General features: G+C 38.4%; 10 protein-coding genes and 5 pseudogenes. All 15 read left to right on the forward strand.

Annotation, left to right across the window (positions count from 1 at the left end; genetic code table 11):
• Nucleotides 1-30: 30 nt before the first annotated feature.
• Nucleotides 31-1089, forward strand: a pseudogene (locus JCM10512_RS23170) (alpha-L-arabinofuranosidase C-terminal domain-containing protein); the annotation flags it as partial.
• A gap of 16 nt (nt 1090-1105) precedes the next feature.
• Nucleotides 1106-3442, forward strand: coding sequence for a glycoside hydrolase family 31 protein (locus JCM10512_RS00115; protein WP_044159213.1), 2337 nt, complete (start codon nt 1106-1108; stop codon nt 3440-3442).
• 38 nt (nt 3443-3480) lie between these two features.
• The gene (locus JCM10512_RS22300) at nt 3481-3744 is read left to right on the forward strand and encodes a hypothetical protein (RefSeq protein ID WP_148298203.1); all 264 of its coding nucleotides are present in this window, start codon (nt 3481-3483) and stop codon (nt 3742-3744) included.
• A 26-nt stretch (nt 3745-3770) separates the two neighbouring features.
• Entirely contained in the window at nt 3771-4706 is a 936-nt protein-coding gene (locus JCM10512_RS00120) for a sialate O-acetylesterase (protein WP_148298204.1), read from the forward strand.
• 11 nt (nt 4707-4717) lie between these two features.
• Nucleotides 4718-4909: a hypothetical protein gene (locus JCM10512_RS21100; RefSeq protein WP_052517045.1), complete on the forward strand. Its 192-nt coding sequence runs from the start codon at nt 4718-4720 to the stop codon at nt 4907-4909.
• 60 nt (nt 4910-4969) lie between these two features.
• Nucleotides 4970-6946: a family 43 glycosylhydrolase gene (locus tag JCM10512_RS00125; RefSeq protein ID WP_081741165.1), complete on the forward strand. Its 1977-nt coding sequence runs from the start codon at nt 4970-4972 to the stop codon at nt 6944-6946.
• 218 nt (nt 6947-7164) lie between these two features.
• Nucleotides 7165-7830 (forward strand): annotated as a pseudogene (locus tag JCM10512_RS24490) (family 43 glycosylhydrolase); the annotation flags it as partial.
• A complete protein-coding gene (locus tag JCM10512_RS24495; protein WP_262482577.1) occupies nt 7807-8328 on the forward strand; it encodes a CBM35 domain-containing protein in 522 nt (173 codons plus the stop codon). The pseudogene JCM10512_RS24490 and the gene JCM10512_RS24495, both read left to right, overlap by 24 nt.
• 10 nt (nt 8329-8338) lie before the next feature.
• On the forward strand, nt 8339-10924 hold the full coding sequence (gene xyl3A / locus JCM10512_RS00135) for a xylan 1,4-beta-xylosidase (protein ID WP_044159527.1): 2586 nt from the start codon (nt 8339-8341) through the stop codon (nt 10922-10924).
• 67 nt (nt 10925-10991) lie between these two features.
• Nucleotides 10992-12368, forward strand: coding sequence for a glycosyl hydrolase family 28 protein (locus tag JCM10512_RS00140; protein ID WP_044159218.1), 1377 nt, complete (start codon nt 10992-10994; stop codon nt 12366-12368).
• 4 nt (nt 12369-12372) lie between these two features.
• Nucleotides 12373-13914 carry a GH39 family glycosyl hydrolase gene (locus JCM10512_RS00145; RefSeq protein ID WP_244436754.1) on the forward strand — a complete coding sequence of 514 codons (1542 nt, stop codon included), beginning with the start codon at nt 12373-12375 and terminating at the stop codon, nt 13912-13914.
• A 182-nt stretch (nt 13915-14096) separates the two neighbouring features.
• Nucleotides 14097-14267 carry a hypothetical protein gene (locus tag JCM10512_RS22660; RefSeq protein WP_158332158.1) on the forward strand — a complete coding sequence of 57 codons (171 nt, stop codon included), beginning with the start codon at nt 14097-14099 and terminating at the stop codon, nt 14265-14267.
• Nucleotides 14248-14448 (forward strand): annotated as a pseudogene (locus tag JCM10512_RS24995) (hypothetical protein); the annotation flags it as partial. The gene JCM10512_RS22660 and the pseudogene JCM10512_RS24995, both read left to right, overlap by 20 nt.
• Before the next feature lie 228 nt (nt 14449-14676).
• Nucleotides 14677-14847 (forward strand): annotated as a pseudogene (locus tag JCM10512_RS23180) (fibronectin type III-like domain-contianing protein); the annotation flags it as partial.
• An 11-nt stretch (nt 14848-14858) separates the two neighbouring features.
• Nucleotides 14859-15035: pseudogene (locus JCM10512_RS22310) on the forward strand (xylose isomerase); the annotation flags it as partial.
• Nucleotides 15036-15133 lie beyond the last annotated feature (98 nt).

Below are 15133 nucleotides of genomic sequence, written 5' to 3' on the forward strand. Positions count from 1 at the left end.
TATGAATATTTCCAATTAGCGGAGGATCTAGGGGCGGAACCTTTACCGGTGTTAAGTGTGGGGATGGCTTGTCAGTTTGTTAGTAATCAGCGTGCACAAGGAGAACCGCTGGATGAATTTATTCAAGATTGTGTTGATCTTGTGGAATTCGCCAATGGTGATACAACTACATATTGGGGGAAAATTCGTGCAGAGATGGGACATCCGGCTCCATTTAAAATGAAATATTTAGGTATTGGTAATGAACAATGGGGTAGAGGATATGTGGAGAACCTATCTCGATTTTTGACGGTAATGAGGAATAAATGTCCGGATATTCAAATAGTAGGAGGCTCTGGGCCTGGTCCCAATGGTGAAAAGTTTGATTATCTTTGGCCGGAAATGAAACGTTTGAAGGTTGATTTGGTAGATGAACATTATTATCAGTCTCCGGAATGGTTTTTTAGCAATGCTCGTCGATATGACACCTATGACCGTAAAGGTCCGAAGGTTTTTGCGGGCGAATATGCAAGTCATGATAGGGTAAATGGAAATAAACCAAACAGCTTTTTAGCTGCTCTTTCTGAAGCAGCTTTTATGACAGGATTGGAACGTAATGCAGATATTGTGCATTTGACCGCTTATGCACCTTTGTTCGCTCATGTAAATGCTGTTCAGTGGAATCCGGATCTGATATGGTTTGATAATTTACGAGTGATGAAAACTCCTAGTTATTATGTGCAGCAATTGTATTCTTTATATAAAGGTACACATGTGTTGTCTTTATTAGATGCTGATAAGCAACCGATAGCAGGTTCTGATAGTCTTTATGCTAGTGCTGTGGTAGATAGGGAACGCAACAATGTGATTATAAAAGTGGTGAATGCCAATCAGGATGAACGTTTGGTAGATATTCAGTTGAAAGGGTTAAGTGGGGATGCAAAACGTATCGTGAATGTACAGTTGTTATCTGCTGCTTTATCTACTGTAAATACTTTGGAGCAACCTGAAAATATAAAGCCCCAATCTGATACTTTTTCATTATCAGGAACTTCTTTAGCCTTAAATCTCAAGGGGCAGAGTTTTCAAGTAATAACCGTTCCTCTATAAATAAGTTTGAATATATATGAAGACGTTTTTTTCTCTATTACTTTTTTGTGTAAGTGGATTTTTGGGTGTATTTGCACAAGGTTATCAACAAACGGAATCTGGGGTAAAGATTACATCACAAGGAATGGATGTTGAGGTTACTTTTTATTCACCTTCTATTGTACGTGTATTAAAATATCCGACAGGCAAATATCCGGATAAACAAAGTTTGTCAGTAACAATGCAACCAAAAGCTTTATCGGTGAATACTTTATTTACCGATGGAGTAGTAAGTCTTACCAGTACTCATCTTACTGTACAATTGAATCTGGAAACAGGGAAGGTCTTTTTTAAAGATTTGTTAGGTAACTTATTATTTACCGAAAAGGATTATGGAACTCAATTTACGGAAATAAATTATCCTTCCGGAAAGCGCTATATTGTTCGTCAAGCATTTCTACTTGAGCCGGATGAAGTCATTTACGGACTTGGACAACAACAGGGCGGTAAAATGAATCAGCGGAATCAACGTTTATTTCTCCGTCAGGAAAATATGAAAGTTTGTATTCCTTATATTGCTTCTGTTAAAGGATATGGCGTGTTTTGGGATAATTATTCGCCTACTACATTTACGGATAATCGCCAAGAGACATCATTTGAATCGGAGTCAGGTCTTTGTTCTGATTATTATTTCATGTATGGCGGGTCTGGAGATGGAACTGTTGCACAAATGCGTCTTCTTACTGGGCAGGCTCCAATGCCTCCTCTTTGGACATTTGGTTTTTGGCAAAGCAGGGAGCGTTATAAAAGCCAGGAGGAATTATTGAATGTTATTAAAGAATATCGCCGTTTAGGCATACCTCTGGATGGTATTATTCAGGATTGGCAATATTGGAGTACAGATAATGCCTATTGGAATGCAATGGAATTTGGTAATCCGGAATTTCCTGATCCCCAAGGAATGTTAGATAAGATTCATGCACAAAATGTTCATGCGATGATTTCCGTATGGGCGAATTTCGGTCCTAAAACAAAACCTTTTGCTACCTTGAAAGAAAAAAACATGTTAATTCCTGTTGATACTTGGCCTCATAAATCAGGTGTACACCCATATGATCCGTATCATCCGGAAGCTCGTGATATTTATTGGGATTATTTGGACAAGGGTATTTTTTCATTAGGGATGGATGCGTGGTGGTTGGACTCTACCGAACCGGATCATTTTAATATAAGAGACAGAAATTTTGATTTGCCTACTTATCTCGGACCGTGGAGGGATGTGCGCAATGCTTTTCCGTTAATGTCTAATAAAGGGGTGTATGAACATCAACGTGCTATGGCATCGGATAAACGTGTTTATATTTTGACGCGTTCTGCTTTTGCTGGACAGCAACGCTATGCGGCGAATACTTGGAGTGGGGATGTGGACTCTCGTTGGGATGTTTTTCGTAAACAGATAGCTGCCGGATTGAATTTTACAGTATGTGGAATACCTTATTGGAATACAGATATTGGAGGCTTTTTCTCCCATAAACTTTATCCGAAAGGAATAAAAGATGATGCATATAAAGAATTGTATGTTCGCTGGTTGCAATTTGGAACATTTACTCCGATGATGCGTAGTCATGGTACAGATACACCTCGTGAAATTTATCAATTCGGTTCTCGAGGAGAATGGGCTTTTGATATACAAGAAAAGTTTATAAATCTTCGCTATGCACTTTTACCTTATTTGTATTCTACTGCATGGGATGTAACGAAAAATAACGGGAGTTTTATGAGAGCTTTATTTATGGACTTTCCACAAGATAAGAACGTGTATGATCTTGATAATGAATTTATGTTCGGAAAATCTTTTCTTGTAGTTCCAGTTACAGATCCTATGTATGTAAATCGAGATCGTGAAATAACAATTGGGCAGACAAAGAAACAAAGCGTCTATCTTCCTTCTTCTGATTGGTATGATTTTTGGTCTGGGGATAGAATTGCCGGGGGGCGGCAAATAGAACGTGAAACACCAATAGATCTGATACCTGTTTATGTTAAAGCGGGTAGCATACTTCCTTTGGGACCTGAAGTACAATATGCGACTGAAAAGAAATGGGAGCATTTAGTGTTACGTATTTATCCGGGTAAGGATGCTACTTTTGTTTTATATGAAGATGAAAATGATAATTACAATTATGAACGGGGTGCATATACTGAGATTATGATAACATGGGATGAAAAAGAGCAGACGCTGACTATTGGAGAGCGTATGGGACAAGGTTTTGATGGGATGTTGAAGAAACGTAGATTTATAATTCAGTTACCGGATGGAAAAGTTAGTAAGATAGTGTCATATAGTGGCAGACGCTTGAAAATAAAACTGTGAATTAACAATTTGTCAGACTGTAAACATTACTAATAAGTATGAGAATAATATTATTGATTTCACTTCTTTGTTTAAATTATCTTTTTGCAGGTGCAAAAATTAAATTACCACCTATTTTAGATAATCATATGGTGTTGCAACAACAAACCGAAGTTAAATTGTGGGGAGAAGCCACTCCTAATAAAAAGGTTGTTATAAATGTAGGTTGGGATAAAAAGAAAAAATACGTAACTCAAACTGATAGTCTTGGAAAATGGAAGATAATTGTCTCAACTCCTAAGGCAGGAGGCCTTATGAGATAAAAATCAGTGATGGTGATTTATTGGTTTTGAAAGATATATTAATAGGAGAAGTCTGGTATTGTTCCGGACAAAGCAATATGGAAATGCCAATGAAGGGGTTTGGCGGACAGCCGGTAGAAAATTCTAAAAAAATAATTGAAGAAGCCCGTGAAGAGATTCCTATTCGTATGTTTACTGTGGCACATCATATATCTAAGTTGCCGGTAGATACGTTAAATGGTGAATGGATGCTTAATACTTCCGATGCTGTCATGAATACCAGTGCAACAGCCTATTTTTTTGCACGAAAGATACAGGCAGAGTTGAATATTCCTGTGGGAATCATAATATGCGCTTGGAGTGGAAGTGGTATTCAACCATGGATGAGCCGGGAGGCCTTGCTTCCCTTTCGGGATATTGTTAATCTGAAGTACTTGGATGATCTGAAAAATCAGCAGATAAGAGGGGAGCGAGAAGCTGCATGTTGTATGCGTTATGGTATGGTGAACCCGCTTCTCAACTGTAAATTTCGTGGAATGCTTTGGTATCAGGGAGAAACTAATCACAAAGATGGTCGTATGTATGCACGCATGCTTCCGGCTTTTGTAAAAGATATGCGCCAGTCATTTGATTGTGGTGAATTTCCTTTTTTGTATGTACAAATAGCTCCACACAATTATGATGGTGCAGAGTTACAGTTAAGTGCGGAACTACGTGAGGCACAGATGAAATCAATGAAAGAAATCCCTAATAGTGGTATGGCTGTTTTGATGGACATTCCGGGGCATCCTGCTTGTATTCATCCGGCTAAGAAATGTGAGGTAGGTGAACGTTTGGCAGCTTGGGCACTGGCAAAAACATATAATAAGGAAGGGATTGCTTTTAGTGGTCCAATTTATCGTTCTGTTTCTTTTATCGGTAAAATGGCCGTAGTTGATTTTGATTATGCAGAGGATGGGTTAAAATCAAATAATAAAAAATAGCAGGATTTGAATTGGCAGGAAAAGACAAAGTGTTTCATCAGGCTGAGGCAATTATCGGTCCGGATGGGCAAACGGTACTGGTGACCAGCGAACATGTACAAAGCCCTATTGCTGTACGGTATGCTTTTCGTAATTATATCGTAGGTGAATTGTTTGGTGCAAATGGTTTACCGGCTTCTTCTTTTAGAAGTGATAATTGGTAATAGGGGAAATACTGATTTTGTTCGTAACACGAGTGTATAAACTTAAGAAATGGTGTGTTTATGAAACGATTCTTTTTGGTCACGAGTATGATGACAATTGCATTATTTATTTCGGCACAATCTTTACAGGAAGGTTCAGTGTCTGAGAGCCGATATGCTGATAATGGTGATGGAACTTTTACAAATCCTGTAATTTGGGGAGACTATCCTGATGTGGATATGATTCGTGTAGGAGAGGATTATTATATGATTTGTTCCACATTTTGTCTGACTCCGGGAATTCCTATCAGTCATTCGAAGGATTTGGTAAACTGGGAGATTATAGGTTATGCATATGATCGGTTAATAGGTAATAATGTCTATGATATGGCTGGTGGTAAAACGAGATATAATGGTGGCAGTTGGGCACCTTGTATTCGTTATCATAAAGGAAAGTTTTATATTTTTTATTATGATAATCTAGGCTATTTTGTAACAAATGTCTCTAATCGTCCGGAGGGGCCTTATAAACAGACTTTGCTTTATTGTCATCTTTATGATCCGAGTGTTCTTTTTGACGATGACGGGAAAGTGTATGTCGTTCATGGACAAAATGTAATTTATGTGACAGAAGTATCTGAAGATTTCACAAAAGTGATTAGTCCTGCTAAAACAGTGTTCAGCTCTTTTACAGGAGCATGGGAGGGAAGCCATATTTATAAAAGAGATGATTATTATTATATTTGTAATACTGCTGGGGGAACTCCTGGGCGTGAATATATTCTTCGCTCTAAAAATATCTATGGGCCTTATGAAGTACGTGAATTGGTTAATACTGATGCCAATTTGAGTGGTTGCGGATTACATCAGGGAGGATTTATTGATTTACATAATGGTGACTCTTGGTTTTTCATGTTTCAAGACCGTGTGCCGGCTGGACGTGTCCCATGGCTTTTCCCTATAAAATGGGAAGAGGGTTGGCCTGTACTTCCTTCATTCGAAAACTATGGCCGTATAGCTCCTACACAACGAAAACCCTTTCCAAAAGCTAATGTGCTAGGACGCCCTTTTGAAAGAGGTGATGAGTTTTCTTCTGATAGGTTGGATTTACATTGGCAGTGGAGTCATAATCCTGATAATTCAAAATGGAGCTTGGCTGAACGTCGTGGTTATCTGCGTTTGCACGCTATGCAAGCTGATAGCTGGGAGAATGCCCGTAACACATTAGTGAGACGCTTTATTGGTCCTGAAATGACGGCTGTTACAAGTTTGGATATTTCTGCATTGAAGGATGGAGATGTAGCCGGGTTGTGTGTGTGGAACAAACCCTATAGTTATATTGGTATTAGCAAACAGGAAGGGAAGCAATATTTAGTCTGGACAGACAATGGACAGAACATAAAGAAGAGTGAGATTAATATAGATAAGAATATTTATTTTAGAGTAACGGGGGATAATTCAAGCATTGCTCGCTTTGAGTATAGTCGAGATGAGAAAAACTGGTTTCGATATGGAGAGGATTTTAGAATGGAGTTTAGCGGGAAAACATATTTGGGAAATCGGTTTGGACTATATTGTTTTCATACCGGAGATGGGGAGAAGGGATATGCTGATTTTGATTATATGCGTTTTAGTAGTCCATATGGTGCCGCTAATCATTTTAATGCTTTCAATTTGATTCCTATTGAGTTTTATGATGATGAACATAATACTCGATTAAATAGAGTTGAACAAAATAAATTATCTCCGGATCAGTATCTGGAAGTAACGGAAAGTGGAGCTTGGGCTCAATATAATAATATAGATTTTGGAACGGGAGTTACGGACTTCTGTATAAATGCCTTATCTTCTTTGAAAGATAGTCGTGTTGAAGTACGACTTGATGCCCCTGACGGAGAGTTATTAGCAACTTGTATAATTCCTGCCGGGCAGGTTGGTAGGGAATATCGGGAATATTCAGCCCCCATGAAATCGGTAATGGGAAAACGGAAAATTGTGTTAGTATTTCATAGTGATTATGCACAATCTCCTAAAGTGACAGAATTTAAATTCAAATAAAAAAACAGATATGATAAAGAGAATAACATTGATAGGATTATTGGTAATGACCGGGACGTTTTCTTTTGCACAGAATCCGTTGATTACCAATATTTATACAGCAGATCCAGCACCACATGTTTGGCCTACGGATACTACAACTTTATATGTATATAGCAGCATGATGAGCCATTAAGTAATTCGCATATTCGTGGGATGAATGATTATCATGTTTTTCAACGAATGATTTAGTGCATTGGACGGATCATGGACAGATTCTTCACTGGAACCGTGTGCCTTGGGCTGTTGATCAAGCTTGGGCTATTGATGCAGTTTATTGGAAAGGGAAATACTATCTAATTACCTGTATGCGTGGTGAAGATCAGAAATTTCGTACAGGTGTAGCTGTCAGTGAACGTCCGCAAGGGCCATTTACAGATTGCGGATATATCCGTGATGCGGATTTTGGTCAGGATCCGGCTGTTTATGTAGAAAATGGTAAAGCCTATTTATTTTGGGGGCATGACCGTACATGTTTTGGTGCCGAACTGAATGATGATTTGTTGAGTATAAAAAAGGAAACATTAGTAAATTTACGTCCTCAACTTCCACATGTATTTGAGGCTCCGTGGGTTATAAAACGTAATGGACGTTATTTATTAATGTATCCGGGATTGCCGGACAGGGGATGGCCACAGAAATATTATTATGCAGAAGCGGAAAAACCTTTAGGCCCCTATGAATATAAGGGTATTTTTATAGATGATTGGGCGGGCCAGTCTTCTACTACACATGGGGGGATTGTTCGTTTCAAAGGAAGAGATATAATGTTTTATCACGGTTCTATCTTAAGTGGTGGCTTAAGTGAAAGTCGAAGCATCATGGCGGATTGGGTTGATTATGATAAAGATGGAAGTATAAAATTAATTCGTCCTACAAAAAAAGGACTTGGATTGGCTGAACGAACTTGGACTACAGTTCATTTGGAAGCAGAAGAGGGAAATCTTTTAGGGGGCGAACTACATGGAGTTTATGTTGATAATTCCTATAAAGGATATACAGGACGAGGTTATGTCACGGGGTTTGATATGTATAATGATTATTGCAGTTTTCTGGGACAGAGTGCAAAAGACGAGAAATATCGTTTGCGGATTAGGTATCGTGCTGATGGTGGAAAAAATGATGCGATGGTATTTGTTAATACGTGGTTATTGAAGAACGTGAAATTTGTGGATACAGAAGGAGAGTGGAAGGTGCTGGACTGTGGGAATGTATCTTTGCGTGCCGGAAATAATGATATCCGTGTGATACGTGGGTGGTGGCCGAATACGGGACTTTGTATCGATTATATTGAATTGGCTCAAATAGACGAGCGCGGACGTACCGTTGAAGAAGCTAAATAGGATGAATATAATGAAGTATTTTCTATTTGTTTTATGTTTGAACTTGTGTGCATTGACACTTTTTGCCCAGAAAGAAGATTATAGGAATCCAATGAAGACTCCGATAGAACGTGCGGATGATCTGTTGTCCAGATTGACTTTAAAAGAGAAGATCGGACTAATGAAGGATACTTCTTATCCTGTGGGACGTTTGGGAATTGCTCCTTATAATTGGTGGAATGAAGCATTGCATGGAGTCGGACGCGCAGGGTTGGCTACAGTATTTCCCCAGGCTATTGGTATGGCAGCAAGTTTTGATGATTCAGCTGTATTGGATGTTTTTAGTGCGGTTAGCGATGAAGCCCGGGCTAAATTTCATGATTTTCGTCGGCGACGTCAGTTCGGACGCTATCAAGGATTGACTTTTTGGACTCCTAATGTGAATATATTCCGTGACCCTCGTTGGGGGCGTGGACAAGAAACTTATGGAGAGGATCCTTATTTGACAGGACGTATGGGAGTAGCTGTTGTTTGTGGATTGCAAGGTCCTCGGGAGGCTAAATATAATAAGTTACATGCTTGTGCAAAACATTTTGCAGTACATTCTGGACCGGAGTGGAATCGCCATACTTTTAATGTAGAAAAGATATCAAATCGTGATTTATGGGAAACCTATTTACCTGCATTTAAAGATTTGGTTCAAGAAGCAAAAGTAAAGGAAGTTATGTGTGCTTATAATCGTTTTGAAGGTGAACCTTGCTGTAGTAGTAAGAGGTTACAAGTGCAGATATTACGAAATGATTGGGGCTATGAAGATGTGATAGTTAGCGATTGTGGTGCGATAAGTGATTTCTTTCATGTTGACAGGCATGGAACACATAAGGGACCAGCTGACGCAAGTGCTGATGCTGTCATTAGTGGTACAGATGTTGAGTGTGGCAATAATTACACAAGTCTGGAAGAAGCGGTAAAAGAAGGTTTGATAACAGAGGAACAAATAGATATAAGTGTCCGTCGTCTGTTAAAAGCACGTTTTGAGTTGGGAGAGATGGATCCGGATTCGATTGTATCTTGGGCAAAAATTCCATTGAGTGTGGTGAATTGTAAAAAGCACCAAGAACTGGCTTTGGATATGGCAAGAAAAACAATGACTCTTTTGCAGAATAATGGAATACTTCCACTTAGTAAATCTGGTTTGAATATTGCTGTAATGGGACCAAATGCAAATGACTCTGTTATGCAGTGGGGAAATTACAATGGTGTTCCGGGACACACAATCACGATTTTGGAAGGAATTTATTCTAAAATAGGATACGTACCTTATGAAAAAGGTTGTGATTTGGTTACTAATAACTCTTTTGAATCTTTATTTAATTTGATAACAACTGTTGATGGGCAGCCGGGTTTTAGTGCCCGATATTGGAATAACAAAGAGATGAAAGGGGAAGTCGTAACTACGCAAATTGTGAGCACTCCATTTAAGTTTGATATTGGTGGTGCTACAGTTTTTGCTTCAGGCGTCAATTTAACTGATTTTTCTGCTCAATATAAGGGCATTTTCCGACCAGATAGAAGTGGTACAGTAATTTTAAGTATTAATGGTGATGATGGGTATCGGATTCGTGTGAACGGGGAAGAAGTAATAAATTATTGGGGGACTCATGCCGGTGCAAAAAAAGAATATGCACTGAGAGCAGAAGTTGGAAAAGAATATGATATTGAAATAGACTATATGCAAGATAGAGGAGGTGCATATCTCCAGTTTGATATAGGAAATTACCATGAAATCACTCCTGATGTTGCTATTGAGAAAGTGAAAGATGCTGATGTCGTAATTTTTGTAGGTGGAATATCTCCCAAATTAGAAGGAGAGGAAATGAAGGTTGATTTACCCGGCTTTCGAGGCGGAGATCGGACAGATATTGAGTTACCGACTGTGCAACGTAAATTGTTGAAGGCTTTGAAAGATGCGGGGAAAAAAGTCATCTTTGTCAATTGTTCTGGTTCTGCAATTGCTTTAGGTCCTGAAACAAAAGTATGTGATGCTATTCTTCAAGCATGGTATCCGGGACAAGCCGGAGGACTTGCGGTTGCAGATGTTTTATTTGGAGACTATAATCCTGCAGGACGTCTTCCTGTTACTTTTTACACAGGAGTGGGACAGTTACCGGATTTTGAAGATTATAGCATGAGAGGGCGTACATATCGCTATATGACTGAAAAACCGTTGTTTTCATTTGGGCACGGATTGAGCTATACAACGTTTCTTTATGGCGTGGCAAAGGTGAACAAGAACGTAATAGAGTCAAATGAAACATCCATACTGGATATACCTTTATTTAATGCAGGAAACAGAAAGGGTGAGGAAGTGATACAGGTGTATATTCGTTTTTTGGAAGATAAAGAAGCTCCTTTGAAAACTCTTCGTGCTTTTCGGAGAGTTTCTTTAGAGGCAGGTGAAAGACAAGATATTCGTTTCTTTCTCTCTCCTGCGAGCTTTGAGTTCTTTGATTCGGATACAAATACAATGCGCGTGAGGCCTGGAACTTATGAGTTACTATATGGAGGTACTTCTTCAGATGAAGACTTACAAAAAATTCAACTTATGATAAAATAGCCGATTTAATTTCTAGGGGATAGTATGCGTCTATTCGTACTATATATAAAATGTAAAAATATATAGTATGAATAGACGCTTTTTATTTATGATGATGTCATTGTTTTGTACTTTGGCTCTCTCTGCACAGTTAGTGACCTATAGTGGTATTGGGCAGCATAATGATGATTATACAGTACGTGTGAGGACGGTAGGAGGAGAGTGGCATGATTTATTTGAATACAATGTTCAGGTAGATATGGATAATGTTCAAAACGCTTCAATGGTGCAATTTGACATGGGGAGTCCGGTTGAGATTATGGTGAAAAAGAATGATGGGCTGATTCAGACAGTTGATATTCGTCCGTTGAGTAGAAAGATTAAGTATGAAAAGAAGATGAATACAATCGTTTTTACTCTCGATAAGCCACAATATTTATCGGTAGAGTTTAATGGGGATCGTTTACATAACCTTCATCTGTTTGCTAATCCTATGGAAACAGAAATACTCAAGGAAGGTGATAAGGGGGTCATGTATTTTGGTCCGGGGATTCATAAGCCTAAAGATTTACCGGGTATTGAAATTCCAATTCCTTCTAATACAACGGTTTATTTGGCTCCAGGTGCAGTTTTACAAGCCAAATTGGTAGTTGACAGAGCTGAAAATGTACGTATTGTAGGACGGGGAATTATAGATCATCCACAACGAGGTATTGAAGTAACTCATTCGAAAAATATTATTATTGATGGCATAACAGTTGTCAATCCGGATCACTATACTGTATTTGGTGGAGAGACGGATGGATTAATTATTCGAAATCTCAAGAGTTTTTCTTGTAAAGGATGGAGTGATGGCATTGATTTGATGTCCTGCAATGATGTTTTGATAGATAATGTCTTTTTGCGTAATTCGGATGATTGTATTGCAGTGTATGGACATCGCTGGCATTTTTATGGTGGGTCGAAAAATGTAACAGTGCAAAATTCAGTATTGTGGGCAGATATTGCTCATCCTATTAATATCGGTGGACATGGCAATACGAAAGGTACGGGAGATGTTCTTGAAAATTATACATTTCGTAACATTGATATATTGGAACATGATGAAGATGATCGTGATTATCAAGGATGTTTAGCTATTGGCTGTGGTGATAGGAATCACGTAAGAGATGTTTTATTTGAAAATATTCATGTGGAAAATTTCCAGGAAGGAAGGTTGTTCCATCTTAGTATCAATTTTAATGCTAAGTATAATAGTGCTCCTGGTGGAAGTATTTCGAATATAATATTTCGAAATATCTATTATGAGGGATACGGAGCCAATCCTTCTGTTATCAGAGGATATGATATGGATCATGATATTAAAAATATAATTTTTGATAATATCTGGATAAATGGCCAGAAGATGAAGGATACGCAAGATTTTGATATAAATGAATTTGTAACAGGAATTAAAATAAAATAATGTGATGAAGAAACAATTTTTTATGTTAACAGCTGTGCTGTTGATGTGTCAGGGTATCATTGCCCAAATAATAGATGTAACAGGAAAAACAGAATCTTTCACCCATTATTGGAGTGTCGGGGTTGGAGCTGGACGTGCTAATGAAGGTTTGCGTGCAGGATGGTTGGAACATCTGAAATTAGTGAAAGAGGAATGTGGCTTTCAGTATGTCCGTATGCATGGGTTATTTTGTGATGATATGTTTGTTTATTTTGAGAAACCAGACGGACAAGTTATATATAATTGGCAATATGTTGATGAAGTGTATGACCGAATGTTGGAATTGGGAGTTAGACCTTTTGTTGAACTATCCTTTTTTCCTAAGGATATAGCTGCTGAAAATTCTAAGACACAAATGTGGTATCGGAATAATGTTTCATTTGACCGGAAAAAAATAGATAAATGGCATGATTTAGTAAAAGCCTTTACGCAGCATGTGGTGGATCGTTATGGCATTGATGAAGTGTCGACTTGGTATTTCGAAGTTTGGAATGAACCTAATTTGACAGGTTTGGGAGGTTTCTTTCATGGAACTAAAAGTGATTATTTTCTTATGTATAAAGAATCGGTAAATGCTATAAAATCCGTAGATAAACGTTTGAAGGTTGGCGGACCTGCTACTAGTAATTTTGTGCCGGATGACCGCCACAAGGGAGAAATTCTGGATCATAAAAAGTCTGTGTTTTATTCTCAAGATGTAATTAACACCAAACAGTGGAAAGGAGTATGGATTGAAGATTTCCTTCGTTTCTGTGAAAAAGAAAATTTACCGGTAGATTTTATTTCTACCCATCCATATCCAACAGATTACGCTTTGGATCCTGAAACTGGGCGTAGTAAAGATGCTATTCGTTATGTACATTCACTGTACGACGACATACATTGGTTGCGTAATCAGTTGGCGATGAGCAAATATCCCAATGCGGAGATTCATTTAACAGAGTGGAGTACTAGTCCTAATAGTCGTGATTGCATGCATGACCATTTACCACCAGCAGCGTTTATTATTAAAGCGAATTTGGATTGCTTGGGGTTAGCTAATTCATTAATGTATTGGACTTTTACAGATGTATTTGAAGAGAAAGGAGGCGGTGAGGAACTTTTTCATGGAGGATTTGGCATGATCAATTTTCAAGGGATAGTAAAACCTTCTTTTCATGCTTATCGAATGTTGCATCAATTAGGGGATGAGAAAATTTATTATAAGGATCCTTTATTTGTCAGTCGTTCAACTAAGACAGGGAAGATTTCGGCACTTGCTTTTAACTATCCCAAAGAATATGAAAGTCATGTGCCGGGAGCCTCCGATATATCGGACTATTATAAAGCAAGCGCCAAACAGCTAAAAATTACGCTGAAGGGATTAAAACCTCATACCGTATTTCAACTGGACTTGTTGGATACAGACCATGGGAATATAATGGCCGCCTATAATGCAATGGGACGCCTCACAGTCCAAATCATGAACAAACGGAATGGTTGCGCCAGCAAGGACGGGCTACCTTAAAATTCATGATGCGGGCAGACGAACATGGAGAATTGACCATTAACCGTGAACTGGCACCGTGGGCATGTTTACTCATAAAAGAAATTTGATAAAGTAATAACGGATGGTCAGATGTATCCATATATATTTGACCATCCTCTTTGTTTTATCCAAATAATTATCTTATAATATATTACTAAATAATGAGAAGAATACTCTATATTATCTGGCTGGCTGTTTCAATACTACCAATTGCCATTGCACAAGATGTTTCTTATCTCTATAAGGACACGTCACTTACTTCGTCAGAACGTGCGGATGGTTTGTTGTCCAGACTTTCGCTGCGTGAAAAAAGTATTCGAGGCTGTACGTGATGAGGCATGAGCTAAGTTTCATGATGCCTGTCGACGTGGAATGCATGGACGTTATCAAGGACTTACGTTCTAGACTCCGAATGTGAATATTTTCCGTGATCCATGCTGGGGACGCGGACAAGAAACTTATGGAGAAGAACTTTATCTATCCGCCCGAATGGGAGGTGCAGTCGTTAAAGGGTTCCCAATGTCTTTCAGAATGTTTCCTTTCGGACATGGATTGAGTTATACACAATTCAGTTATGGCAAAATTCTACTGTCGGTAACAAAGCTGCAAGCAGGAAATGAGCAACACATCAAATTGCCAATAAAAAATATAGGTAATTACAAGGGAAATGAAATCTTACAAATATATATCCAAAAGCTAGGTGACAAAGATACTCCAATCAAAACATAGCGTGCCTTTCGACGCATCTCTTTGAATGCTGGTGAAACAAAATGTGTAAATGTAACTTTGCCAGCCAATGCCTTTGAATTTTTTGACACTCAAACAAATACGATGCGTATTCTTTCCGGCAAATACAAGTTACTTTATGGAAGTAGCCCTGATGAAAAGCAATTAGCCATACAATTGGAATAGTAAAATTACTCAAGAAGATATTAACTGACCGTTATGCATTATTATTCGACATAGGCAAGGAAAAGGAATTCGAAGATGGCAGGCTGACGCTGGAAGAAGTTGTAGTTTATGTAAAAGCTAACGATGAACCGAAACAAACAAGTGGTAAGCAAAAACTGTATGAAGCAATAGTGAATATGTATTGCTAATGATTACAATGAAATAGTGGCAGGCGGCAGCTGGGTAATTGTTGCCTGTCTTGCTATACTTACCTATTAGGATGTGTTGATGGAGCATTTGAGTAATG

This window comes from Bacteroides reticulotermitis JCM 10512, assembly GCF_000517545.1.
In the GTDB taxonomy this organism is placed as follows: Bacteria; Bacteroidota; Bacteroidia; order Bacteroidales; family Bacteroidaceae; genus Bacteroides; species Bacteroides reticulotermitis.